Origin of the sequence: Variovorax sp. RKNM96, from assembly GCF_017161115.1 — a bacterium.
Taxonomy (GTDB): domain Bacteria; phylum Pseudomonadota; class Gammaproteobacteria; order Burkholderiales; family Burkholderiaceae_C; genus Variovorax.
Window position 1 is genome coordinate 3,313,107 of the sequence record NZ_CP046508.1, and the last position, 22,834, is coordinate 3,335,940.

At 68.6% G+C, this 22,834-nt stretch carries 23 protein-coding genes; 14 read left to right on the plus strand and 9 right to left on the minus strand.

All coding sequences use genetic code 11. The features are described 5' to 3' along the window. Positions 1 to 18: 18 nt before the first annotated feature. The 4 genes from GNX71_RS15280 to GNX71_RS15295 form a co-directional block, all read right to left on the minus strand. Positions 19 to 1,428, minus strand: coding sequence for a URC4/urg3 family protein (locus tag GNX71_RS15280; protein ID WP_206179082.1), 1,410 nt, complete (start codon positions 1,426 to 1,428; stop codon positions 19 to 21). Beyond that, positions 1,425 to 2,756, minus strand: a complete 1,332-nt coding sequence (locus GNX71_RS15285) for a GTP cyclohydrolase II (RefSeq protein WP_206179083.1) — start codon at positions 2,754 to 2,756, stop codon at positions 1,425 to 1,427. Before GNX71_RS15285 ends, GNX71_RS15280 begins: the two co-directional genes overlap by 4 nt. Positions 2,757 to 2,853: 97 nt before the next feature. Then, positions 2,854 to 3,321 (minus strand): DUF6152 family protein, encoded by a 468-nt coding sequence (locus GNX71_RS15290; RefSeq protein ID WP_206179084.1) that lies wholly within the window; start codon positions 3,319 to 3,321, stop codon positions 2,854 to 2,856. Positions 3,322 to 3,346: 25 nt separating this feature from the next. Further along, positions 3,347 to 3,766, minus strand: a complete 420-nt coding sequence (locus GNX71_RS15295; RefSeq protein ID WP_206179085.1) for a hypothetical protein — start codon at positions 3,764 to 3,766, stop codon at positions 3,347 to 3,349. Positions 3,767 to 3,911: 145 nt separating this feature from the next. Here GNX71_RS15295 and GNX71_RS15300 point away from each other — a divergent pair, with 145 nt between their 5' ends. The 4 genes from GNX71_RS15300 to GNX71_RS15315 all read left to right on the plus strand — a co-directional run bounded on the left by GNX71_RS15300 (position 3,912) and on the right by GNX71_RS15315 (position 8,509). Then, a complete protein-coding gene (locus tag GNX71_RS15300; protein WP_206179086.1) occupies positions 3,912 to 4,469 on the plus strand; it encodes a sigma-70 family RNA polymerase sigma factor in 558 nt (185 codons plus the stop codon). After that, entirely contained in the window at positions 4,466 to 5,107 is a 642-nt protein-coding gene (locus tag GNX71_RS15305; RefSeq protein WP_206179087.1) for a DUF1109 domain-containing protein, read from the plus strand. The genes GNX71_RS15300 and GNX71_RS15305 overlap by 4 nt, the downstream gene beginning before the upstream one ends. 126 nt (positions 5,108 to 5,233) lie before the next feature. Further along, positions 5,234 to 6,010, plus strand: a complete 777-nt coding sequence (locus GNX71_RS15310; protein WP_206179088.1) for an alpha/beta hydrolase — start codon at positions 5,234 to 5,236, stop codon at positions 6,008 to 6,010. Between the two features lie 129 nt (positions 6,011 to 6,139). After that, positions 6,140 to 8,509 (plus strand): DUF6351 family protein, encoded by a 2,370-nt coding sequence (locus tag GNX71_RS15315; protein ID WP_206179089.1) that lies wholly within the window; start codon positions 6,140 to 6,142, stop codon positions 8,507 to 8,509. 12 nt (positions 8,510 to 8,521) lie between these two features. Here the strand turns inward: GNX71_RS15315 and GNX71_RS15320 are convergent, their stop codons facing one another. Together GNX71_RS15320 and GNX71_RS15325 are read right to left on the minus strand one after the other, a co-directional pair. Then, positions 8,522 to 9,229 carry a Crp/Fnr family transcriptional regulator gene (locus tag GNX71_RS15320; RefSeq protein WP_206179090.1) on the minus strand — a complete coding sequence of 236 codons (708 nt, stop codon included), beginning with the start codon at positions 9,227 to 9,229 and terminating at the stop codon, positions 8,522 to 8,524. A gap of 35 nt (positions 9,230 to 9,264) precedes the next feature. After that, complete coding sequence (locus GNX71_RS15325) at positions 9,265 to 10,782, minus strand: helicase HerA-like C-terminal domain-containing protein (RefSeq protein WP_206179091.1); 1,518 nt, start codon at positions 10,780 to 10,782, stop codon at positions 9,265 to 9,267. 102 nt (positions 10,783 to 10,884) lie between these two features. Here GNX71_RS15325 and GNX71_RS15330 point away from each other — a divergent pair, with 102 nt between their 5' ends. From GNX71_RS15330 to fabG, 10 genes are read left to right on the plus strand one after another with little or no spacing between them, the layout of a single operon-like run. Continuing rightward, positions 10,885 to 11,196: a phosphopantetheine-binding protein gene (locus GNX71_RS15330; RefSeq protein ID WP_206179092.1), complete on the plus strand. Its 312-nt coding sequence runs from the start codon at positions 10,885 to 10,887 to the stop codon at positions 11,194 to 11,196. A 3-nt stretch (positions 11,197 to 11,199) separates the two neighbouring features. Then, the gene (locus GNX71_RS15335; RefSeq protein ID WP_206179093.1) at positions 11,200 to 11,853 is read left to right on the plus strand and encodes a hypothetical protein; all 654 of its coding nucleotides are present in this window, start codon (positions 11,200 to 11,202) and stop codon (positions 11,851 to 11,853) included. 16 nt (positions 11,854 to 11,869) lie between these two features. Beyond that, entirely contained in the window at positions 11,870 to 13,579 is a 1,710-nt protein-coding gene (locus GNX71_RS15340; RefSeq protein WP_206179094.1) for an AMP-binding protein, read from the plus strand. After that, complete coding sequence (locus tag GNX71_RS15345) at positions 13,579 to 14,574, plus strand: acyl-CoA synthetase (protein ID WP_206179095.1); 996 nt, start codon at positions 13,579 to 13,581, stop codon at positions 14,572 to 14,574. The genes GNX71_RS15340 and GNX71_RS15345 overlap by 1 nt, the downstream gene beginning before the upstream one ends. Further along, a complete protein-coding gene (locus GNX71_RS15350; protein WP_241027276.1) occupies positions 14,546 to 15,205 on the plus strand; it encodes an outer membrane lipoprotein carrier protein LolA in 660 nt (219 codons plus the stop codon). Before GNX71_RS15345 ends, GNX71_RS15350 begins: the two co-directional genes overlap by 29 nt. A 58-nt stretch (positions 15,206 to 15,263) precedes the next feature. Next, the gene (locus tag GNX71_RS15355; protein WP_206179096.1) at positions 15,264 to 17,603 is read left to right on the plus strand and encodes a transporter; all 2,340 of its coding nucleotides are present in this window, start codon (positions 15,264 to 15,266) and stop codon (positions 17,601 to 17,603) included. Further along, positions 17,603 to 18,442: a polysaccharide deacetylase family protein gene (locus GNX71_RS15360; protein ID WP_206179097.1), complete on the plus strand. Its 840-nt coding sequence runs from the start codon at positions 17,603 to 17,605 to the stop codon at positions 18,440 to 18,442. The genes GNX71_RS15355 and GNX71_RS15360 overlap by 1 nt, the downstream gene beginning before the upstream one ends. Then, complete coding sequence (locus GNX71_RS15365; protein WP_206179098.1) at positions 18,439 to 19,206, plus strand: class I SAM-dependent methyltransferase; 768 nt, start codon at positions 18,439 to 18,441, stop codon at positions 19,204 to 19,206. The genes GNX71_RS15360 and GNX71_RS15365 overlap by 4 nt, the downstream gene beginning before the upstream one ends. Then, positions 19,203 to 19,673 (plus strand): hydroxymyristoyl-ACP dehydratase, encoded by a 471-nt coding sequence (locus GNX71_RS15370; RefSeq protein WP_206179099.1) that lies wholly within the window; start codon positions 19,203 to 19,205, stop codon positions 19,671 to 19,673. Before GNX71_RS15365 ends, GNX71_RS15370 begins: the two co-directional genes overlap by 4 nt. Next, positions 19,670 to 20,401, plus strand: coding sequence for a 3-oxoacyl-ACP reductase FabG (gene fabG / locus GNX71_RS15375; protein ID WP_176657573.1), 732 nt, complete (start codon positions 19,670 to 19,672; stop codon positions 20,399 to 20,401). The genes GNX71_RS15370 and fabG overlap by 4 nt, the downstream gene beginning before the upstream one ends. A gap of 4 nt (positions 20,402 to 20,405) precedes the next feature. Here the strand turns inward: fabG and GNX71_RS15380 are convergent, their stop codons facing one another. The 3 genes from GNX71_RS15380 to GNX71_RS15390 all read right to left on the minus strand — a co-directional run bounded on the left by GNX71_RS15380 (position 20,406) and on the right by GNX71_RS15390 (position 22,784). Beyond that, entirely contained in the window at positions 20,406 to 21,098 is a 693-nt protein-coding gene (locus GNX71_RS15380) for a mobilization protein (RefSeq protein WP_013541643.1), read from the minus strand. Between the two features lie 73 nt (positions 21,099 to 21,171). After that, the gene (locus tag GNX71_RS15385) at positions 21,172 to 22,464 is read right to left on the minus strand and encodes a type II toxin-antitoxin system HipA family toxin (protein WP_206179100.1); all 1,293 of its coding nucleotides are present in this window, start codon (positions 22,462 to 22,464) and stop codon (positions 21,172 to 21,174) included. Beyond that, complete coding sequence (locus tag GNX71_RS15390) at positions 22,461 to 22,784, minus strand: helix-turn-helix domain-containing protein (protein ID WP_206179101.1); 324 nt, start codon at positions 22,782 to 22,784, stop codon at positions 22,461 to 22,463. Before GNX71_RS15390 ends, GNX71_RS15385 begins: the two co-directional genes overlap by 4 nt. Between the last annotated feature and the right edge of the window lie 50 nt (positions 22,785 to 22,834).

Genomic DNA, 22,834 nt, shown 5'->3' on the forward strand with positions numbered 1-22,834 from the left:
GAATATGAACCCCGGAGTCTAAAAGACGGTGCCGTCGCTCTCGATCAGGAGCGGTGGCGCTCCGTCTCGCAAGCGTTGTGCCAGTGCTCGGCCCGCGGCCCAGGTGCCGCCTTCGAGCACGCAGGCCAGCGGCAGCTCTTCCTCGGTGCGGTCGAGCACCTTGCGCACGCGCGGCGCCACCTCGTCGAGCAGCGCCACGGTGAGCGCGCGCCATTCGACGATGAATTCGTCGCTGGCCTTCCAGCGGCGGGTGAGAAAAGCCGCATCCTTCGGCACGATCACGCCGCTGTCGATCAGGAGGCCGCCGTTGCGGTACTCGGGCAGGGCGGTGAGCGCATCGAGGTGGCGCACCTTCACGCCCGCCCACTCGAAGGGTTCGAGCAGCGAGTAGGTGAGCCACTGCGAGAGCTTGTGAAAGGGCATCCAGCCGTTGGTGAGCCCGGGGCCGCGCACCGCGCTGTGGCGCCAGCAGTCGCCGAGCGCCAACGCCGGATCGCCCGAGCCGATGCCGCCGGCGCTGTCGCTGCCGTCGATCGCGATGCTGTCCACCGAGTTCGCCGAGGGCCAGATGCGCGAAAGCGTCTCCAGCAGCAGCGAGAGGATCTGGTGCGCCGTGATCTCCGCCGTGGGCGGCGCGGCCGGGCCGTAGGGGCCGACCAGCGCATCGAACAGGCGACCGGGCCGGCCGTCGTCGCCGAAGGTCTCGGGCTGCTCGCTCATCGCCTCGCCGAGCCGGCGCAGCAGCGTGGCGCGGCCCGAAAGGCCCACCAGCGGATTGACATCGCTCACCTGGAAGGCATCGCCCAGCCGGTCTGCCACCAGGCCCTTGAGGCCGGCTGCGTCGGCCTGCAGCGGATGGTCGGGGTCGGACGAGAAGAGCCCGCTGGTGAAAGCATGGAAGCTCGCCACGCCGAGGCCCTCGGAGCGCGTGTAGCGCTCGCCGGTGGCGGGCTCGGTGTAGTGCCAGTCGGGGCCGGCGCCGGCATCGAGCAGCACGCTCACCAGCACGAGGTCGATGTGCGCGCGGGCGCGCTGCCGCGCATCGACGCCCTTGCCGAGCAACTGGTCGAGCTGCTTCAGGCGATCGACGCCGCCGGCCTCGAAGTGGCGCCAGCGGCTGTGGTACGGGATGGTGTCCCACGGATAGCGCTCGCGCGTGACCTCGGCGACGGTGCGCGCCGCGTCTTCGAGCGCGTCGTCGCTGCCGATGCGGAACCACTGCGACTCGCCGCGGCGCGCGCGCGCCAGCAGGGCGCCCGCGCGCTGGCGGATGGCGGCGGTGGTGCGCAGCAGCGAGGCCGCGCCGGTCGGGTGGCTGGTGTCCGCGGTGAATTCGATCGATGGATCGACCTTGCCCGCGCCGCCGGCCGGCAGGCTGCCGGAGCCGTCGACGGGCATGTTCGGGTCGGTGTTGTGGCTGGTGGTCATTCGGTGAGTCCGCGGCCCTTGGCCTTCTTGAGTTCTTCGGCGTCCGGCACCGGGCCGGGCGTGAAGTAGCCGGCGGCCATCTTGGCGTCCATCTCGACGCGGGCGTCGGCCGGGATCAGTTCGTCGGGAATGTTCACGCGCTCGCCGATCTCGATGCCCGAGCCGGTGATCGCGTCGAACTTCATGTTGCTCATCGACACGAGCCGATGGATCTTCCTGATGCCCAGCCAGTGGAAGACGTCGGGCATCAGCTCCTGGAAGCGCATGTCCTGCACGCCGGCCACGCACTCGGTGCGCGCGAAGTACTGGTCGGCCGTGTCGCCGCCCACCTGGCGCTTGCGGGCGTTGTAGACCAGAAACTTGGTCACTTCGCCGAGCGCCCGGCCTTCCTTGCGCGAGTAGGCGATGAGGCCCACGCCGCCGCGCTGCGCGCCCTGGATGCATTCCTCGATCGCGTGCGTGAGGTAGGGGCGGCAGGTGCAGATGTCGGAGCCGAATACGTCGGAGCCGTTGCACTCGTCGTGGATGCGCGCGGTGAGCTCCACCTCGGGGTTGGCCAGGTCGCGCGGGTTGCCGAAGATGTAGAGCGTCTGCCCGCCGATGGGCGGCAGGAACACCTCCAGGTCGGAGCGCGTGACGAGTTCGGGGTACATGCCGCCGGTTTCCTCGAAAAGCGTGCGGCGCAGGTCGGTTTCGGAGCAACCGAAGCGCCGCGCCACCTCGGGGAGATACCACACGGGTTCGATGGCCGCCTTGGTCACCATCGCGGCGCCGCCCGAGGTGAGGAAGTGGCCGTCGGCCTTGAGGCGCCCGCTTTGCAGCGCCTCGATCACCTCGGGCAGGATCACGTGGGCCTTGGTGATCGCGATGGTCGGGCGGATGTCGTAGCCCGCCGCCAGCTCGGTGGAGAACGCATCGGCCACCAGCGCGCCCCAGGGGTCGAGCGAGACGATGCGGCCCGGCTCGCCCCACTGCGGATAGGGCCCGATCACGTCGGTGGGCGAGGTGTTGGTGAGGTCGGCCTTGTGCTCGCGTTTCAAGGCGCCGGACGCCACCGCGAGCGCGCGGTACACGCTGTACGAGCCGCTGTGGGTGCCGATGACGTTGCGGTGCGCGCGTTTGGTCGTGGTGCCGACCACGGGGCCGCGTTCGGTGGCGGTGGCCGCGCCCCACTGGATAGGCAGGGCGCCGAAGCCGCCTGCATGCGAGGTCAGGCGGATATGGCCGGTCGACGAAGAGGGGTGAAGTTGTGGGACAGGCGAAAGGGGCGAAAGAGGTGTGGTGCCGGCCGGGAGTGCGGAAGGGATCTCGGTGCTATCTACGGACATTGCAGGCCCTCAAAAAATGCAATGTACCGAGCACTTGTGCGGCTGGCAAGCCGGGGCGGACCATGCCCCCCCGCATTCGTCAAACCTCGCGCGGTGCTCAGGCAGGCGAGGAGCGCAGGCCGTAGGTCTTGCCGCCGACGAACAGGTATTCGGCGCGCAGCACCGCATCGCCTTTCTCGCCGGTGAAGGTGAAGCCGAGCACGCCCACCTGGGTGCCGGGCTTGATCTCTTCGACGCCCCAGGCCTGCAGGCGCGTCAGGGGCGCGAGCTCGACCTGCCATTTGCGGTCGCGCCGCGTCGGCAATTGCGCCTTGGCCAGGAGCGCGGGGCCGTCGACGGACGTCGACTGCTTGGGCAATGCACGTTGCTTGAGGTCGGCGGGGAGCGTGGGGTTGTCGGGCAGCTCGAGCTCCAGTTCGCCGTGCGGGTTGCGCCACATGACCTTGGTCGCGCGTCCCTCCAGGTACAGCGGGCGCTCTTGGTCGAAGCTGCTCCATCCATGGTGGGCCCAGGCGGGCAATGTGAGGCTCGTCGAGGCAGCAATGAAGAGGCGTCTTTGCATCATCTCGGTCTCCTTCGGTTCGGGCGGTTCAGAGGTAGGCGATCCAGCGCCCGCAGATGATGACAGCGAGCCAAAACCCCAAGGACAGAAGGCATTGCACCCTCGCGAACCGGTCCAGGGCCGCGATGCCGCTGCGAAAGTGAAAGAGCGTCGCGTTGACGCCGGCCAGCGCGATCAGGAGCATCTTGATGCGAAACGCGGTGTTGGCCAGCAGTTCGTCGGGCTGGCCGGAGAACATCGTGAGCCCGGTGACCGCGCACAGGCCGAAGCCGGCGAGGGCGGGGCGCAGCGTCATGCGCGCCAGCAACGGTGCGGGCAGCTCGCGCCCCATGCCCAGGGCGCGCAGCTCGAACACGAAAAGCCCGCCGAACAGCAGCGCGATGCCGACGATGTGCGCCACCTCCAGCGCCGGGTAGGCCCAGGGGTGCGAGACGAGTCCGCTGAACATCGGCGCAGCTTAGCCCAAGGTACGGGCGAAGAGCTTGCGGGCGCTGGCACTTTCCGTGTCGCGGCACAATCCAACGCACTATTTTTCGATCCGGCTGTAACCAGCCAGCCCGATGGCACGAATCACTGAAGGTAGCAGGAAGCAAATGAGCGACGCGGAAGCGGCGCTGCGGAGCCTGTTCCTTCGGGGCCTCGATGGCGATGCGAAGGCCTACCGCGAATTCCTGCAGAAACTCAGCGCGCATCTGCGCGCCTTTCTGGGCAAGCGCCTCTTTGGCTGGCCCGATGAAGTGGAAGACCTTGTCCAGGAATGCCTGCTCGCCATGCACAACCAGCGCCACACCTACCAGAGCGACCAGCCGCTGACGGCCTGGGTGCACGCCATTGCGCGCTACAAGATGATCGACCTCTTGCGCGCCAAGTCGGTCCGCGAAGACCTGCATGACCCGCTGGACGACGACCTCGCGGTGTTCGCCGAGTCCGCCACCGAGGCCAGCGACGCAAGGCGCGACCTGGGCGGCCTGCTCGAGACGCTGCCCGAACGCCAGCGCCTGCCGATCGTGCACGTGAAGATCGAGGGCCTCTCGGTGGCCGAGACCGCGAGCCTGACCGGCATGTCCGAGTCGGCGGTGAAGGTCGGCATCCACCGCGGCCTCAAGGCGCTGGCCGCGCGCTTCGGCCACGACTGGGGAGGCACCGCATGAAGACCGACGACCTGGTCGCGATGCTGGCGAACGGCCCCGTCGCAGTGCCGCGTCGTGCGACGAGCCGGCGGCTCTGGCTGGCGCTGCTGTTCGGCGTGCCGCTGTCGTTCGCCATTTTGTTCGCCGAGTACGGATTGCGGCGCGACCTGGTGCAGGCCATGTTCTGGCCGATGTTCTGGGTCAAGGTGCTGTTCCCGCTGTGCATTGCGGCCGCCGGCTTCGTGATGGCGCAGCGGCTCGCGCGGCCGGGCGTCGCGGTGCGGCGTGCATGGGCCGGCGCGGTGCTGCCGGTGCTCGGGGTCTGGGCGCTGGCGGTCGTCGCGTGGTTCACCATGCCGGCCGAGGAGCAGATGCCCTCGCTCATGGGGCAGTCGTGGCGCATCTGCGCGCTCAGCATCGGGCTGATGGCGCTGCCGGTTTTCGCGGCCACGCTGGTGGCGCTCAAGGGGCTCGCGCCCACGCAGCCGGCGCTGGCGGGCGCTGCGGCGGGCGCGCTGGCGGGCGGTGTCGGTGCGGCTGTCTACGCGCTGCACTGCATGGAACTCACCGCGCCGTTCCTTGCGGTCTGGTACGTGAGCGGCATTGCCGTGCCGGTGCTCGTGGGCGCCGTGCTGGGGCCGCGCCTGCTGCGCTGGTGAAGCTGCGCGCGACCGTCCGAACGCGCCTTTCACACTTTTCTCTTTTCCCGTTCGCTCCCTGTGAGGTGCGTGTACGAACACGTGCCGATTTCCGAACTTTTCATCCCGATCCAACAAAGGAAAACCATGAACCGCCGCTCTTTCTCCACCGCCATCGTCGCCGGCGCTGCCGCATCGATCTTCTCCAGCCCCGCCAGCTTTGCGCAGACGCGCGCGGCCAGTGGCGCACGCAACGTCGTGCTGGTCCATGGCGCCTATGCCGACGGCTCCTGCTGGTCGGACGTGATCGGCCGGCTCCAGGCTGCCGGCCTCAAGGCCACGGCGGTGCAGAACCCGTTGAGCTCGCTGGCCGACGACGCCGAGGCCACGCGCCGCATCCTCGCGCTGCAGGATGGCCCCACGGTGCTGGTCGGCCATTCCTGGGCCGGCACGGTGATCAGCGAGACCGGCGTCGATCCCAAGGTGTCGGCGCTGGTGTACGTGGCGGCGCGTGCGCCCGATGCGGGCGAGGACTACGGCGCGCTGGCCGCGAAGTTTCCGACACCGCCGGCCACGGCCGGGCTCGTGAAGTCGGGCGGTTTCGCGCAGCTGGGCGAAGAAGCCTTCCTGCGCGATTTCGCGGGCGACATCGATCCTGCCAAGGCGCGCATGCTGTACGCGGTGCAGGGGCGCATTTCGGAGACGCTCTTCGCCGGCCGCACCACGCAGGCTGCCTGGCGCTCCAAGCCCAGTTGGTACGCGGTGTCGACCAACGACCGGACCACGTCGCCCGAGCTGGAGCGTTTTCTCGCGAAGCGGATGAACGCGAAGACCATCGAGATCGCATCGAGCCATCTCTCGCTGATCTCGCACCCGGACAAGATCGCCGACCTGATCCTCGAAGCGGCCGGCAGCCCGCGCTGACGGCTGCATCGATGGCCCTTCGTGGGACAAACCCTAGTCAGGCCTGAAATGTCGTTCCCATAACAGTCCGCAGAAAACGAAAGTAGTGGAATCGCGTCGCCTTTTTCCTCAAACAACGAAGGAGACACGATGCGAGACATCTATCGAGCGGGGCTCAGGGTACTGGGCCTGTGTGTGTTGGCTTCCCTCATCAACTGCGGCGGCGACGGGGGAGGTGGCAGCGGCTTCGTGCCGATCGTACCGCCATCCGGCAACGCGCCGCCCACGAACAATCCGCCACCCGGTGAAGGCCCCCCGGCGCAAACAGCCGGCGAGCTGAAGATCCGCACGCTGTCGAACCGCGCCGACATGATCAGCGACGGCGATGCCTATGTCGAAATCGTGCTGCCCGAGGGCAAGAGCGCGCTCGACCTCGCCGTGGACCTGGACGGCAAGGACGTGTCTTCCGCCTTCGCCCTGCGTGCGAATGGCCGCGTGCTCGGCACCGTGACCGGGCTTCGCGTGGGCAGCAACACGCTCACCGCCACGCTCAAGTCCACCAAGACCGGCGCGAAGCTCGCGATCGAGAACTTCGGCCGCGGCGGCAACATCTTCGCGGGCACGCCGGTGCAGCCGTGGATCTGCGCGACGAAGGCGGGCTCGGTCGCGACGGTCACGGTGCCGGGCACCGGCCTGTCGGCAAGCGTGACGACGCAGGTGAGCGGGCTCGGTGCCGACCCCGTCGACGCCGACTGCAACGCGCCCACCATCTACACCTACTACTACCAGCCCAAGGCCAAGGAAGGCACGGACTGCGGCCGGCAGCCCTTCGGCCCCTACGCCTGCTTCCTGCAGTACGACCCCACCAAGCGCCCGAAGGACACCGACATCGCGAACTTCACCACCGACCGCGGCGACACGGTGAAGGCCCTGCTGCGCGTGGAGCTCGGCACCATGGGCCGCAGCGAATACCAGGTGGCGGTGTACTTCGACCCCGCCAAGCCCTGGACGCCATGGGAGCCGCAGAAAGGCTGGAACGGCAAGGTGCTCTGGAAGATGGGCGCCTCGGCCTCGGGCAACCGCTTCCAGCAGAACCCGGGCACGGCGCTCTTCGACGACAACGCGCTGCGCGCCGGCTTCATGACCGTCAATTCGCAGCTGACGAACCACAACGACAACAACAACGAGTTCCTCGCGGCCGAGAACATCATGATGGTCAAGGAGCACATCATCGACACCTACGGCGAGATCCGCTTCACCATGTCCGACGGTGGCTCGGGCGGCTCGATGATGCAGACGGTGCCGGCCTCGGTGATGCCGGGCCTGCTCGACGGCCTGCAGACCGGCTACAGCTACCCCGATGCGGTGACGACCTGGATCGAGACGCGCGACTGCGGCAATCTCTGGCGCTACTACGGCACGGGTCCGGGCGCGGGCCTCTCGCAGGCGGCAAGGGCCGCCATCGAGGGCCATCCGACGGCCGACTACTGCACCATGTGGGTCTATTCGTTCCTCGCGCCGCAGAACCCGGTGCAGTCCACCAATTGCGGACCGGGCTTCCCGGCTGCGCTGGTGTATGACCCGGTGCTGCGGCCCAACGGCGTGCGCTGCACCATCCACGACGTCATGACCGCGATCCTCGGCACCACCGAGCTCAACGGCAACACCGTGCCCAACCTGCCGTACGACAACGCGGGCGTGCAGTACGGGCTGAAGGCCTTGCGCTCCGGCGCCATCACGCCCGAAGAGTTCGTGGCGCTCAACGAAGGCATCGGCAGTTGGGACGCCGACATGATCTGGTCGGGCGACAAGGCCGTCATTCCCGCGGTGCGCGCCAGGGCGCAGACCAGTGCGATGACCGCGCTCTATCGCAGCGGCCTCGTCAGCTACGCGAAGAACCTTGCGAAGGTGCCGATCATCGACCTGCGGCCCGAGCTGGGCGCCGACATCCACATGGCCTGGCGCACCTTCGAGCAGCGCGCGCGGCTCGATGCAGGCAACGGCGGGCACGACAACCACGTGGTGCTGGCGAGCGCAGCCGGCACCGGCGTGGCGTTGACGAAGCAGGCTTTCCTGATGATGGACCGCTGGCTGAGCGCCATGGAGGCCGACACCTCGAGCGATGCGAAGGAAAAGAAGGTCGTGAAGAACAAGCCCTCCGACGCGGTCGATTCCTGTATCGCGACCGCGGGCATGACCACGGCCGAACTGGTGGACGTCGGCTTCACCACCTCCGCGTGCCCGGTCAGGCCCTACGAGTCGGTGCGCATCGTGTCCGGTGGGCCGCTGTCGGAAGACGTGTTCAAGTGCCAGTTGAAGCCGATCGACTTCGCATCGGCCGACTATGCCGGCATCCGCTTCACGGGCGGCCAGCAGGTCCGCCTGCAGGCGACGTTCCCCGACGGCGTGTGCAACTGGAGCAAGCCGGGCGTGGGGCAGGTGCCGTGGAGCCCGACCACCTTCCGCAACGGCCCGGGCGGGCAGGACCTGCCGGCCGCGCCGGTGTCCGTGGCGTTCTGAGCCGCGTAGCCCTCAACCGGGCTGATTGTTCGGAAACCTCGACAGGCGCTGCCTGTCGAGCACGTTGATGTAGCCGTAGCCCGTCTTGATGAGTTGCGCCGCTTCGAGCTCGTGCAGCGCCGCGTTCACCCGCTGGCGCGACACGCCCACCATCCAGCCGATTTCTTCCTGGCTGATCTGCAGCGTGGCGTCGGTGTTCGGATAGAGCACCGGATGGAACAGGCTTGCGATGCCGCGCGCCACGCGGGCGGTGGGCTCCAGCAGCCGGTCGAACTTCACCGTGGCGATGAACTGGCTCAGCCGTTCGTTCAGGTGCGACAGCATGAAGTGGTTGAAGGGCACGCTGCGGTCCAGCAGCCACGCGAAGGTGTCGCGCGGCAGGTGCAGCGTGGTGGTGGGGCGGGTTGCGGCAATCTCGTATTTGCGCTGCTCGACCTTCAGCAGCGAGCCTTCGCCGATCCAGCCGCCGGTGGCCACGCCGGTGAACATCACCGGCTTGCCGTCGGCCGAGGTGTCCTGCACGCGCAAGAAGCCGCGAATCACGCCGATCCAGCTGTCGGCGATCTCGTTGCGCTGGCAGACGAATTCGCCCGGGCCGTGCTCGCGGGTGAAGAGCGCCTTGTAGACCACCTCGCGCTCGCTTTGCGTGAGCACGCGCGGCCAGATGCAGCGCTCCCAGAACTGGTGGACCTCGTTGTCCGGCAGCTTGCTGGTGGACATGCGGGTCTCTGTTGCGCAGGTGGTGGTTGCCGGCCTCAGCGCTTCTTGCTGCCGAAGATCCCGCCGAGCACGCCGCGCAGGATTTCCTTGCCCACCGAAGTGCCCATGGTGCGCACCGCCGACTTGGCCATGGTCTGCACCAGGCCGTCGCGCTTGCCGCCGCGCGGGCCGGTGCTGCCGAAGATCATGTCGTTGAGCATGCCGCCCATGCCGGAGCCGGCTTCCTCGGTGCCGGCCTTGCCGGCGGGCGCCTTGCCCGCAGGCGCATCGGGTGCGGACTCGGCGCGGCCCTTGAGCTTTTCGTAGGCCGATTCGCGGTCCACCGTCTTCTCGTACACGCCGGCGACGAGCGAGTTGGCGATCAACGCCTTGCGCTGGTCGGGCGTGATCGGGCCGAGCTGGCTGCCCGGCGGCAGCACGAACACGCGCTCGGTCACGCTCGGGCGGCCCTTTTCGTCGAGGAAGCTCACCAGCGCCTCGCCCACCGCGAGTTCGGTGATGGCGGTCTCGATGTCCAGGCCCGGCTTCTGGCGCATGGTGCTGGCGGCGGCCTTCACGGCCTTCTGGTCGCGCGGGGTGAAGGCGCGCAGCGCGTGCTGCACGCGGTTGCCGAGCTGGGCCAGCACCGTGTCGGGAATGTCCAGCGGGTTCTGGGTGACGAAATACACGCCCACGCCCTTGGAGCGCACGAGCCGCACCACGAGTTCGATGCGCTCCACCAGCGCCTTGGGCGCCTCGTTGAAGAGCAGGTGGGCCTCGTCGAAGAAGAAGGCCAGCTTGGGCTGGTCGGGGTCGCCGATTTCGGGCAGTTGCTCGAACAGCTCCGACAGCATCCAGAGCAGGAAAGTCGCGTACAGGCGCGGCGAGTTCATCAGCTTGTCGGCGGCCAGCACGTTGACCACGCCCTTGCCGCCCACGGTCTGCATGAAGTCGGCGATGTTGAGCATCGGCTCGCCGAAGAACTTGTCGCCGCCCTGGGTCTCGATCTGCAGCAGGCCGCGCTGGATGGCGCCCACGCTGGCGGCGCTGATGTTGCCGTACTGGGTGGTGAACTGGCTGGCGTTCTCGCCCACGTACTGCAGCATGGCGCGCAGGTCCTTCAGGTCGAGCAGCAGCATGCCGTTGTCGTCGGCGATCTTGAACACCAGGTTCAGCACGCCGGCCTGGGTGTCGTTCAGGTCGAGCATGCGGGCCAGCAGCAGCGGGCCCATGTCGGACACGGTGGCCCTCACCGGATGGCCCTGTTCGCCGAACACGTCCCACAGCGTGACGGGGCAGGCCGAGGGCTCGGGCACGTCGATGCCGCGTTCCTTGAGTGTGGCGGCCAGCTTGTCGCCGATGGTGCCTTTCTGGCTGATGCCGGTCAGGTCGCCCTTGACGTCGGCCATGAACACCGGCACGCCGATGCTGGAGAGCTTCTCGGCGATGGTCTGCAGGGTGACGGTCTTGCCGGTGCCGGTGGCGCCGGTGATGAGGCCATGGCGGTTGGCAAGACTGGGGAGGAGGGCGCACTCGATGCTGTCGTGGCGGGCGATCAGAAGGGGGTCTGCCATGGAGGGCTCCGGGTCGTATCGAAGCGGTCAGTCTAATCAAGCGGCACTCCTATAATCCACGGCCGCACGATAGGTTCAGGAAAAAGTTTTCAGGAGGTTTTTTTGTCATCGACTGCTCAGCCCCCCATTCCCGCCACTGGCGATGCGTCAGAACAGTCGCCGATCGAAAAAGAACTCGCCGTGCTGCTCGTGAGCGCTCTCAATCTCGAGGTTGCGCCTGAGGACATCGTTCCCACCGAGCCGCTGTACGGCGAAGGCCTCGGCCTGGACTCCATCGACATTCTCGAAGTTGCGCTCGAAGTCTCGCGGCGCTACGGTTTCCAGCTGCGTTCGGACGACGAACGCAACCAGCAGATCTTTCAGTCGCTGCGCACGCTCGCGACCCACGTCGCCCAGCACCGCAGCGCTTCCTGACCCATGTCACGATGGCGACTGGCGCTCCTGCTGCTGGTGGGAGTGGCCTATGCCGGCCTCTCTCACTGGATGACCCTGTTCCACGCCACCGAGCCGTGGGCGGTGGTGGTGCTTCTGGGGCCGCTCTGGATTGCGGCCATGGGCTGCGCGGCGAGCTGGTTCGGCCGCTGGGGCTTTGCCGCCGCGCTGGCGCTGGGCCTCGGAGGCTTTGCGCTCGTCTTCCTGGGTGAGGCGGGCGATCCGAACCGTCTCTATGTGCTGCAGCACGTGGGCATCAACGGCGCGCTGTGCGGCTGGTTCGGCTCCACGCTGCGCGGCCGCGGCCTGCCGCTGATCACGCAATTCGCGCAGCGCGTGCATCCGCTCAAGGGGCACATGCTGTCCTACACGACGCATCTCACGCAGATCTGGACCGTGTATTTCGCGGTGGTGGTCGTGTCGTCGATCGTGGTCTACCTGACGATGCCGTTCTCGGCTTGGTCGCTGCTGGCCAATGTGCTGTCGCCGGTGTCGGTGGCGCTGCTTTTCGTGGGCGAGCACCTGATTCGCTACAGGCTGCACCCCGAGTTCGAGCGCACGCGCCTGGTCGATGCGGTGCGCGCCTTCTACGGCACCTCGACGATCGAGCCAGCCGACAACGGCGCCGGCCCCCGGTGACACAGGCACAGCCCGCGTGACGACAGAAACCCATTTCCTGCCCCTGCTCGCGGACCGCGACCCCGATGCCCCCCTGGCCTGGCGCGCCGGCGTGCCCGTGAGCACCCGCCAGTTCCTGGCCGACGTGGCCCGCTTCGCGCCGGTGCTGCCGGCCGAGGGCCCCGCGGTCAACCTGTGCGTCGACCGCTACGCCTTCGCAGTGAGCCTTGGCGCCGCGCTGATGCGCGGCCATGCGAGCCTCTTGCCGCCCGATGCGCGGCCCGACACGCTGGCGCGCCTGGTCGAGAGCCATGGCACCCGCCTTTTCGCACTCACCGACGACACCAAGCTCCAGACGCCCGGCATGCAGCGCGTGCTGATCGAAGACCGCTCCAGCCTCGAAGGCGATGCGAGCGCGACCGTGCCCGCGTTCGACGGCGCGATGCACGCGGCCAGCCTGCTCACCTCGGGTTCCACCGGCGCGCCGCAGCCGCATGCCAAGACCTGGCGCACGCTGGTGGGCGACGTGGCCGTCGCGGTCGATCGGCTCAGCCGCGTCCTCGGTCGTCCCTCGCTCGAAGGCCTCACGCTGGTTGCGACCGTGCCGGTGCAGCACAGCTACGGGCTCGAATCGTCGGTGCTGCTGGCGATGCTGGGCGGTGCCGCTTTCGAAAGCGGGCGGCCGTTCTTTCCGGCCGACGTGGCGCAGACGCTGGCCTCGGTGCCGCGCCCGCGCGCACTGGTGACCACGCCGTTCCATCTGAAGACGCTGCTGCTCTCGGGCATCGAGCTGCCGCCGGTGGACCTGATCCTCTCGGCCACCGCGCCGCTCTCGCCGCAGCTCGCGCTCCAGGCCGAGCAGGCCATGGGCGGCGTGCTGCTTGAAATCTACGGCAGCACCGAGTCGGGCCAGGTCGCCACGCGCCGCACGACCGAAAGCGACATCTGGGAAAACTTCGGCCAGATCCGCGTGCGCGCGGAGCCGGGCGAGGGCGATGGTCCGGAGCGCTTCATCTTCGAAGGCGACTTCCTGCCCGAGCCGACGCCGCTGGCCGACGTGCTCGAACTGCTGGACGACCGGCGCTTTCGCCTGTTCGGCCGCGCGAACGACCTGATCCACGTGGCCGGCCGGCGCAGCTCGCTCGCGCACCTGAACTACCACCTGAACAGCATCCCCGGCGTCGACGACGGCGCCTTCTGGCTGCCCGACGAAGTGGCCGACGGCGTGGTGCGGCCGGTGGCCTTCGTGGTCGCGCCGACGCTGACCGCGGGCGCGATCATCGCTGCGCTGCGGCAGCGCCTCGAGGCGGTGTTCGTGCCGCGGCGCGTGGTGCAGGTGAAGTCCTTTCCGCGCGAAGGCACCGGCAAGCTCACGGTGCGGGCGCTGCGCGAATTCGCGCTGGCGCAGCTCGCGGAAGACGACACGCCGGTGAAGATCGCCCACACGGTGCCCGCCGACCATCCTTCTTTCGCCGGCCATTTCCCCGGCCAGCCGCTGCTGCCCGGTGCGCTGGTGCTGGCCGAGGTCATGGAGGCCATCCAGCGCGTGCCGGCGCTGGTCGCGCGCCTCGGGGCAAACCCGACGCTCGCGGCCGCCAAGTTCCTTGCGCCCGTGCGGCCCGGCAGCACGCTTTCCATCGAACTGCAACCGGAAGCCGGCGCCGGCCGCGGCGTGCGTTTCGACGTGCGCTGCGACGGCGTGGTGGCTGTCACTGGCCGCTGGACTGCTGTGCAAGAGTCTGCGTGATGAAGCACACCGACGCCGAAACCCGCGCCGTCAACGAGGCGGCCCAGACCGCACAGAAGACCGGCTGGACCCAGGCACCCGAGCGCAGCAACATGCTGGCGCTGCGCTTCATCTGCTTCATGGCCCTGGTGTGCGGGCGCCATGTCACACGCCTGCTGCTGCCACCGATCAGCCTGTACTTCCTGCTGTTCGCGCCGTCGCCGCGCCGGCAGATCAAGCGCTACCTGTTCAGGGCCATCGGCCCGCATGCGGGCTGGATCGACGGCTACCGGTTGCTGCATGCGTTCTCCTCGACGGTGCTCGACCGGGTGTATTTCCTGCGCGGGCGCATGGACCTCTTCAAGCTGACGATCGAGGGCAATGTTCCGCTCGAGACCGAGGCGGCCGAAGGGCGGGGCGCTTTCCTGCTCGGTGCACACGTGGGCAGCTTCGAGGTCATGGGCGCCTGCAAGAACCACACGCACCAGAAGGGCCTGCGCCTCGCGATGCTGATGTATCCGGACAACGCGCAGCGCATCACGGCCATCCTCAACCACATCGCGGTGCCCGAGATGCGGCCCCACGTGATCGCGCTCGGCCGGCCGAATTCGATGCTCGCGCTGCGCGACTGGCTCGACGACGGCGGCCTGGGCGGCATGCTGGCCGACCGCACCCTGCCGGGCAGCGAAGACCAGCCCTCGCACCACCGCGGCAACAACATCGTGCTGCCGTTCCTCGGGCAACCCGCCACCTTCAACGACGGGCCGTTCCGGCTCGCGGCGCTGCTGCGCCGCAAGGTGTTCTTCATGGCCGGCCTCTACGGTGGCGGTGCCCGCTACGATGTCCGGTTCGATCTGCTGGCCGACTTCGCCGAGCCGGCAACCGACGCCGCGGACCGCGAGCGGCGCATCCGTGCCGCGGTCGAGGCCTACGTCGCACGCCTGGAGGCGCTGTGCCGCGCTTATCCGTACAACTGGTTCAACTTTCATGATTTCTGGCTCGAAGATGCGGCTTGACCGGCTTTGCAGGGTGTTGGTGCTCGCGGTGGCTTTCTGCGCTGCGCCGGCGTGGGCGTTCGACCTGCCCGAGCTGATGGGCCTCCTGGCCAAGCAGAAGAGCGGCGAGGCCCGCTTCACCGAACAACGCTTCGTGCACGGCCTGGAAGGCCCGCTCGATGCGAGCGGCACGCTGAGCTTCGATGCCCCCGACAAGCTCGTGCGCCGCACCTTGTCGCCGCGCATCGAGACCATGGCGGTCGACGGCAATACCCTGACCTTGTCGCGCGGCGGCCGCAACCGCACGCTGGCGCTGGACAGCATGCCCGAGCTGCTCGGCCTGGTGGAAGCCATGCGTGGCACGCTGAGTGGCGATGGCGCTACGCTGCAGCGCTACTTCAAGAGCACCGTGACTGGCGCGCCGACCAAATGGACGCTCGACCTCACGCCCATGGACAGCCGGCTTGCGGCGCAGGTGCGCAGCATCCGCATCAGCGGCCGCGCGAGCGACGTGCTGGGGCTGGAGATGGAGTTCGTCGGCGGTGACCGCTCGGTCATGAACATCTCGCCGAACGCACCGGCACCTGCGCCCGCCGCCGCGGCACCCGCCAACGCGGCTCCGTCCGGCGCGGCCGGACGCACCACACCGTGACTGCGGTGACGGCGGCGCAGCAGGCGGGGGGCCGCCGAGCTGGCAGCGCAGGGCGGCTGTGCTGCTGGCGTGGCTGCTGGTGCTGCTGTGCGGTGCGTTTGTCATCGCGCGCACGCAGATCGGCGCCGATCTCTCGGCGTTCCTGCCCAAGAGCCCGGACCTGCGCCAGCGCGTGCTGATCGAGCAGCTGCAAAGCGGCGTTGCCTCGCGCACGCTGATGCTGGGCATCGAGGGCGGCAGCGCCGAGCAGCGCGCCGCGGCGTCGCGCGCCACGGCCAAGGTCATGCGCGAGAGCCAGCTCTTCGACCTGATCCAGAACGGCGACGTCGGCGACTGGAGCGAGGCCGGCACCTGGGTGTTCCAGCACCGCTATCAGCTGTCGCCCGGCGTCACGCCTGCGCAGTTCACCGCCGCAGGCCTGCGTGACGCGATCAACGAAACGCTGTCGATGCTCGGCACGCCAGCCGGCAACGTGATCAAGCCCTTCCTCGACCGCGACCCGACCGGCGAGACGCAGCGCATCGCCATGGAGCTGGTGCCCGCGAGCGCGCCGCGCAGCGAAGACGGCGTGTGGATGTCGCGCAGCGCACCGCGCGCGCTGATGATCGCCACCACGCGCGCTGCCGGCAGCGACCTCGATGCGCAGGCCGTGGCCATCGCGAAGGTGCATGCGGCCTTCGAAGCCGCCACGCGCGAGATGGGCGAGGCGAAGCCGAAGCTGCTGCTGAGCGGCCCGCCGGTGTTCTCGGTGATGAGCCGCGACAAGATCAAGACCGAAGCGATCCACCTCGCGATCGTCGGCGGCGTCGTGATGGGCGCGCTCCTGCTGCTGGCCTTTGCCTCGCCGCGCGCGCTGCTGATCGCCTTCCTGCCGGTGGCGACGGGCGTGGTGATCGGCACCGCGAGCGTGAGCCTGGTGTTCGGTTCGGTGCACGGCCTCACGCTGGGGTTCGGCAGCACGCTGATCGGCGAGACGGTGGACTACGCCATCTATTACCTGATCCAGGCGCGCGGAGCCGCCGTGGCCGGCACCGGCTGGCAGCGTTGGCGCGACCTGAACTGGCCCACCGTGCGGCTGGGCCTGCTGACCTCGGTGTGCGGCTTCGCGGCGCTGGTGTTCTCGGGCTTTCCGGGGCTCGCGCAATTGGGCGTGTTCTCCATTGCCGGCCTGGTCGCCGCGGCGCTGGCCACGCGCTATGTGCTACCGATGCTCGCACCCGATGGCGCAACCGGCATGGGCATGCGCAGGTACATGGCGCAGGTCGCCGGCATGCTGGTGCGCGGCCTGCCGCGCCTGCGCTGGCCGCTGGCCGCGCTCGGCGTGGCTGCGCTGGGTCTGGTGCTGTGGCAGGGCGGGCACCTGTGGCGCGCCGACCTGGGGGCGATGAGCCCGGTGCCCAAGTCGGCCCAGCAGCTCGACGAGATGCTGCGCAACGACATCGGCGCGAGCGACGGCGGCGTGCTGGTCGTGGCTTACGGCGACGACGATCAGGCGGCGCTGCGCAACACTGAAGCGGCCGCGGCCAAGCTCGATGCACTGGTCGATACGGCCGAACTGGTCGGCTACGAGGCGGTCACGCGCGTGCTGCCCAGCGCGGCTGCGCAGTCGGCGCGCATCGCGAGCCTGCCTGATGCGGCCACGCTGCAAACCAGCCTGGCCGAGGCCACGAAGGGCTTGCCGCTGCCGGCCTCGCGGCTCGGGCCGTTCCTGGCCGACGTCGAGGCGGCGCGCAAGCTGGAGCCCGTGCAGCGCGCCGACCTCGCCGGCGGGCCGCTCGGCTCCGTGCTGAACACGCTGATGTACCAGCGCCCGGGTGGCGGATGGGCAACGCTGCTCGTGTTGCACCCCGGCCCGAAATTCGACCAGGGCCGGCTCGAAGCTGCGTTGGCCGGCACTACCGACGTGCAGGTGGTCGATGTCGGCCGCGAACTCGCGAGCCTCTACCAGCGCTATCTGCACGAGGCCTTCGTGCAGGTGCTGCTCGGCGCGCTGGCGGTGGTGGTGCTGCTGGGCATCTACCTGCGCTCGTGGCGCCGGCTGCTGGCGGTATGCCAGCCGCTGGTGTTCGCGGTGATGCTCACGCTGGGCGGCATGGCGCTCGCGCAGGCCGCGCTCGGCATCCTGCATCTGGTGGGGCTGCTGCTGATCGTGGCGGTGGGCTCGAACTACGCGTTGTTCTTCGACCAGCTGCGCACGACGGGGCGGGCGGATGAGGACACGCTGGCCTCGCTGATGCTGGCCAATCTCACGACGGTGGTCTCTTTCGGCTTGATTGCGATATCGGACATTCCAGCGTTGTCGTCAATCGGTCGCGTGGTGGCGCCGGGGGCCTTGCTGGCGCTGCTGCTGTCAGCGGCGTTCGCCCGGCATGTGACGCCGTCCAAGCGGCACACCTGATGGGAAAATCCGCCGTGATGTCTTCCGCAACCGCCACCCCCGAATCCTGGCCCTGGCCGCCGGCCATGCGTGCCAGCGCGGCTTGGCATGTGGCGGCCATCGGCGCAGGCGTGCTGGTGCCGGGCGCGTGGCCGTGGGCCATCGGCGCGATCGTGCTCAATCACGCGCTGATCACCGGCGCCGGGCTCACGCCACGCAGCAACCTGCTGGGCCCCAACGTGACGCGCTTGCCCGAAGCGGCCGCTGCTCGCCGCGAAGTGGCGATCACCATCGACGACGGGCCGGAACCCGAAGTCACACCGCGCGTGCTCGACCTGCTCGATGCGCACGGCCAGCGCGCCACCTTCTTCTGCATCGCCGAGCGCGTGCTGGCGCATCCGGAACTGGCGCGCGAGATCGTGGCGCGCGGCCACAGCATCCAGAACCACACGGCGCGGCACCGGCACAACTTCTCGTTCCTCGGGCCGCGCGGCTTCGCGAGCGAGATCGCGCGGGCGCAGGACATCCTGACCGAGGTGACCGGCCAGCGCCCGACCTGTTTCCGCGCGCCCGCCGGGCTGCGCAATCCGTTTCTCGAACCGGTGCTGCACCGCCTGGGCCTCTCGCTCGTGAGCTGGACGCGCCGCGGTTTCGACACGCGCGAAGGTGACGCCACCAAGGTGATGGCGCGCCTCGCCCGCAACCTGCAGGCCCGCGACATCCTGTTGCTGCACGACGGCAACGCCGCGCGCACCGCCGAAGGACAACCCGTTTTGCTGGAGGTACTGCCCTTGTTGCTCGAACGCCTGCGCGCCGAAGGATTGCGCGCCGTGACCCTGCCCGAAGGGATGAAGTCGTGAGCGCCGTGATGTCGTCGTCATCCACGGACAACGCGTGGCGCGAGCTGCACGAAGCCGCGACCGTTCCCTACAAGAAGGGCGGCACCTTCGCCTGGCAGTTCGCGCGCGGCAAGCTCGGGCGCGATCCGGTGTTCCGTGGCCTCCTCGAACGCGGGCTGATCGATGCGCAGCATCGGCGCGTGGTCGATATCGGCTGCGGGCAGGGCCTCTTCGTGAGCCTGCTGGCGTCGATGAGCACGATGCAGCAGCAAGGGCGCTGGCCGGCCTCGTGGCCGACCACGCCGGCGACTGCGGACTACACGGGCATCGAGTTGATGCCCAAGGACGTGGCGCGCGCCGAGGCCTCCGTCGGCCATCTGCAGCCGACGCCGCGCTTGGTGTGTGCCGACATGTGTTCGGCCGCCTTGCCCGATTGCGACCTGGTCGTGATCCTCGACGTGCTGCACTACGTGGACCTCACGGCGCAAGAGGGCGTGTTGACGCGCGTGCGCGATGCGCTCCAGCGCGGCGGCAACCCGAAGGCCCGCTTGCTGCTGCGCGTGGGCGACGCATCGAGCCGGCGCGGTTTCGCGATCAGCCAGTGGGTCGATCGCACGGTGACGCGCATCCGCGGCCACAAGGTCTCGCCGACCTGGGGCCGTCCGCTCGCCGAATGGGCGGCGCTGCTGCAGCGCCTGGGTTTCCGCGTGCAGAGCATTCCGATGAGCCAAGGCACGCCGTTCGCCAACGTGCTGCTGGTGGCCGACCTGGAGGCCGCCGCTTGACGGCGGCGCAGACGCTCGACCGCGCAGGCATCGCCCAGCGCATCCCGCACAGCGGCAGCATGTGCCTGCTGGAGCGGCTCGACGGGTGGGATGCGGACGTGATCCGCTGCAGCACCACGACCCATAGGCTGGCGGACAACCCGCTGCGCACGGCCGGCGGATTGCTGGCGCCGAATGCCATCGAATACGCGGCGCAGGCCATGGCGCTGCATGGCGGTTTGCTGGCTGCGGAGGGCAGCGCGCCCTCGGCCGGTTTTCTGGCGAGCGCGCGCAATGTGCGGCTGGCCGTCGCCCGGCTCGATGACATCGAAGGCGCATTGCAGGTGCAGGCCCGGCGCCTGTCGGGCGACGAGCGGCAGATCCTCTATGAATTCGCGGTCAGCGTCGAAGACGGCCGCACGCTCGCCGAGGGCCGCGCCGTGGTGGTCCTGAACACACCGCTCGCAACAGAAAGCACCGCATCATGAGTCTCGAAGGAAAACGCGCGCTGATCACCGGCGCCAGCGGCGCACTCGGCGCGGCCATGGCCGAACGGTTTGCGCGGGATGGCGCGACGGTGCTGCTGCACGCCAATTCGCGGCCGGAAGCAGTCGAGCAACTGGCGGCTTCGATCACTGCGGCGGGCGGCAAGGCCGAATGCCATGTGTTCGACCTGCGCAGCGACGAAGCCTCGGCGGCCGCGTGTGCGCGCATCCTGGAGGGTGGGGCGGTCCAGATCCTCGTCAACAACGCCGGTGTGCATGACGACGCGGTGCTGCCGGGCATGCGCGCCGATCAATGGCACAAGGTGATCGACGTGTCGCTCAACGGCTTCTTCCGTGTGACCCAGCCATTGCTGCTGCCGATGATGCGCACGCGCTGGGGGCGCATCTTGAACATCTCGTCGGTGTCCGCGATCACCGGCAACCGCGGGCAGGTCAACTACGCCGCGGCCAAGGGTGCGCTCAACAGCGCGACCAAGGCGCTGTCGCTCGAAGTGGCGTCGCGTGGCGTGACGGTCAATGCGATCGCGCCGGGGATCATCGCTTCGCCGATGGCGGATGCGGTGTTCGATCCCGCGGTCATCAACCAGATGGTGCCGGTGAAGCGGGCGGGAACGCCGCAGGAAGTGGCCGCGCTGGCTTCGTTCCTGGCCAGCGACGACGCGGCCTACATCACCGGGCAGGTGATCTCGATCAACGGCGGGATGATCTGAGGCGCTAGAGCGGCAGCGTGTCGAACGCGGCGTAAGCCGTGGCCAGCCACGACTTCACGCGCTGGCGTTCCAGCAGGCCCAGCGCGTGCGCGCCTTCGCGATCGTTCACGGCCTTCCAGAAGCTCGTGTTCTGTGCATCGATCTTGCGCATGCTCGCTTCGTGCAGGCGCGGCAGGGCAATGACCCGCGCGCCGTTCGCATTCGCCTTGGAGAGCGATTGCGAAGCCAGCAGCATCCCGAAATCGCTGCCGCGGCCATAGTTCTGCACCACGATGTAGTTCGGCCGGTTGCCGAAGGTATCGATCAGCGTGCCGAGCAGGTCGGTGGAGTCCTTGCCATCGTCGAGCACGTGCCAGAAATTGACGGTCACGCCGATTTCGGCGAACACGTCGAACAGGTCCGATTCCTTGATCCAGCGCGACAGCGGCGCCAGTGTCTGGGCGGCCAGGTCGACGATCACGCTCTGCTTCGGATTGCTTTCGAAACCGTTCACGACCGTGTCGAGTCCTTCGTAGCTGTCCACCACGACGGGCGAGGCGAAGCCTTCGTAGAAGCGGGTGAACGAGCTGTGCGAGCGGTCGGTGTCGAAGCCGGTGAAAGGGCGGCTGCGGTCGATGAAGTACTGCGCCAGGACGCGCGCCGTGACCGACTTGCCGACACCGCCTTTTTCGCCGCCGATGAAATTGATGGAGCTCATGAGTTGCTGCTGCCTCGAATGGGTTGAGGGGTGAAGGGCTGAATCATTCTAGGGGGCGCGGTTTTCCGTTTTTCTATTTGCCGCGCTTGGTCATGCCTTGCAGCAAGGGGTGTGCCTGCAAGCGCTGCTGCAGCCGCTTTTTCCACGGCGCCGGCAGCGTCGAGGCGTCGATCATTTCGGGCCAGAGGCTGCGTGCGAGCCGTGCCGTGTCGGTGACCACGCGCCGCACCAGCGGTTCGTGCAGGCCGGTCGAGAAGCAGAAGGCGCGCACGTTGGCGGGCGTGAAGAGGGCGGTGCGCCGGGGTGCTGTGGCGTTCGTCGGAAGGAGCGGAAGCGCATGGCCGTCGACGCCCTGGATCGCTGCGTACGCCACGATGTCGTAGGCCGGCGCCAACCGCGGCGCGATGCCGTCGGCATACAGCACGCCGAAGTTCTTCAGGTGGGCGTCGGGGTTGCCGAGCAGGTCGTTCACCGCGAGGCGCCGCACGAGCTCGAGCACCGCGTCCTCGCCCAGCGAGGGGAAGGCCTGCATCGCGAGCGCCATGTCGAGGTAGCTCGCGCTGTACTTGTGCATCGGGTCGACGGCGAGCACCTGTGCGAAGTCCTCGAAATGGATGCGGCGCGCACCGTCGCGGTCGAAGCGCGTCACGGCCAGGAATTCGGGCTCGTCGGGCAATGCGTAGCTGTGCTCGGCCTTGATGGCCGAGAGCGGCGCGAGTTCGGCATTGCACACCTCGACGCCTGCGGCACCTGCCATTTGCAACGAGAGCATTTCGAGCTGCGGCATGTGCGGTCGCCCGGCCACGGGCAGCTTCGCAATCACGCGCGTGCTCACGCCGGCCCGCGTGCGTGCCACGTAGCGCCCGCCCTGGCGGCGCAGGCCCAGCTTGGGCTGCACGCCCGACACCGAGATGCCCTGCGGCATCGGCAACTCGACCACCGACATCTCGAGCGCGTCCTGGTCCTGGGTAATGAGCCGCTGCAGCGTGCCGCGGTCCACCGACACCGGCTTGGCGCTCACCGCGCCGGGCAGATCGCCGCCGCAGGCCGCGAGCAACTCAAAGTGATCGTTCTCGCGGCAGCCGCGCAACTGCGCGATGTGGCTGCGCAGCACGCCTTCGGGCAGCAGGTTCTGGAAGAAGCGCGGCAACTGGCCGCCCTGGGCATTGAAGAGCGGGTTCTTCACGTCGCTCCAGAGGGCGGCCTGCGTGGCGGGGTCGCTCGCCACCATCGAGAGGGACAGCACTTCGGGCGGCGGCGCGGCGATCAGTTCGGGCTCCGCCACGAAGCGGCAGAGGTCGGCGTACTGGAAGAGCTTGCCGAAACGCCGCGTACCGAGCGAGATCTCGAGGATCTTGACGTTCATGGCGAGCGGCGCTTGTTGTTGGTGGTGTACGGCGGCGGTGCCGGGGCCTGCGCGATCGCATGGCCCACGCGGGTGGTGACGGGGCGGTAGCCGGGGTCGGTGGCCGCGGTTTCGCCGAAGCCCTTGGGCGCCAGTTGCAGTTCCAGCCCGAGCGCATCCACCAGCGCGAGCAGCGACGACAGCTGCGGATTGCCCTGGAGGCTCAAGGCATTGCGCACCGAGCGCTCGGTCAGTCCCGAACGCAGCGCGATCTCGGCGGTCGAGAGGCCTGCGGCATCGCGCCGCGCGGCGAGGGTGGTGATGAGTTCCTGCTTGGTCACGGAAATATATTACCGCAAATGGCATTTGGGGAAATATATTTCCTAGAGAT

What these genes read in the sequence shown, in the direction of transcription:
- GNX71_RS15315 (WP_206179089.1), top strand. Translation starts at nt 6,140, where the DNA reads ATGCGAGACATCTATCGAGCGGGGCTCAGGGTACTGGGCCTGTGTGTG.
- GNX71_RS15290 (WP_206179084.1), bottom strand. Translation starts at nt 3,321, where the DNA reads ATGATGCAAAGACGCCTCTTCATTGCTGCCTCGACGAGCCTCACATTG.
- fabG (WP_176657573.1), top strand. Translation starts at nt 19,670, where the DNA reads ATGAGTCTCGAAGGAAAACGCGCGCTGATCACCGGCGCCAGCGGCGCA.
- GNX71_RS15350 (WP_241027276.1), top strand. Translation starts at nt 14,546, where the DNA reads ATGATTTCTGGCTCGAAGATGCGGCTTGACCGGCTTTGCAGGGTGTTG.
- GNX71_RS15385 (WP_206179100.1), bottom strand. Translation starts at nt 22,464, where the DNA reads ATGAACGTCAAGATCCTCGAGATCTCGCTCGGTACGCGGCGTTTCGGC.
- GNX71_RS15285 (WP_206179083.1), bottom strand. Translation starts at nt 2,756, where the DNA reads ATGTCCGTAGATAGCACCGAGATCCCTTCCGCACTCCCGGCCGGCACC.
- GNX71_RS15360 (WP_206179097.1), top strand. Translation starts at nt 17,603, where the DNA reads ATGGGAAAATCCGCCGTGATGTCTTCCGCAACCGCCACCCCCGAATCC.
- GNX71_RS15380 (WP_013541643.1), bottom strand. Translation starts at nt 21,098, where the DNA reads ATGAGCTCCATCAATTTCATCGGCGGCGAAAAAGGCGGTGTCGGCAAG.
- GNX71_RS15295 (WP_206179085.1), bottom strand. Translation starts at nt 3,766, where the DNA reads ATGTTCAGCGGACTCGTCTCGCACCCCTGGGCCTACCCGGCGCTGGAG.
- GNX71_RS15345 (WP_206179095.1), top strand. Translation starts at nt 13,579, where the DNA reads ATGAAGCACACCGACGCCGAAACCCGCGCCGTCAACGAGGCGGCCCAG.
- GNX71_RS15280 (WP_206179082.1), bottom strand. Translation starts at nt 1,428, where the DNA reads ATGACCACCAGCCACAACACCGACCCGAACATGCCCGTCGACGGCTCC.
- GNX71_RS15335 (WP_206179093.1), top strand. Translation starts at nt 11,200, where the DNA reads ATGTCACGATGGCGACTGGCGCTCCTGCTGCTGGTGGGAGTGGCCTAT.
- GNX71_RS15325 (WP_206179091.1), bottom strand. Translation starts at nt 10,782, where the DNA reads ATGGCAGACCCCCTTCTGATCGCCCGCCACGACAGCATCGAGTGCGCC.
- GNX71_RS15320 (WP_206179090.1), bottom strand. Translation starts at nt 9,229, where the DNA reads ATGTCCACCAGCAAGCTGCCGGACAACGAGGTCCACCAGTTCTGGGAG.
- GNX71_RS15300 (WP_206179086.1), top strand. Translation starts at nt 3,912, where the DNA reads ATGAGCGACGCGGAAGCGGCGCTGCGGAGCCTGTTCCTTCGGGGCCTC.
- GNX71_RS15310 (WP_206179088.1), top strand. Translation starts at nt 5,234, where the DNA reads ATGAACCGCCGCTCTTTCTCCACCGCCATCGTCGCCGGCGCTGCCGCA.
- GNX71_RS15305 (WP_206179087.1), top strand. Translation starts at nt 4,466, where the DNA reads ATGAAGACCGACGACCTGGTCGCGATGCTGGCGAACGGCCCCGTCGCA.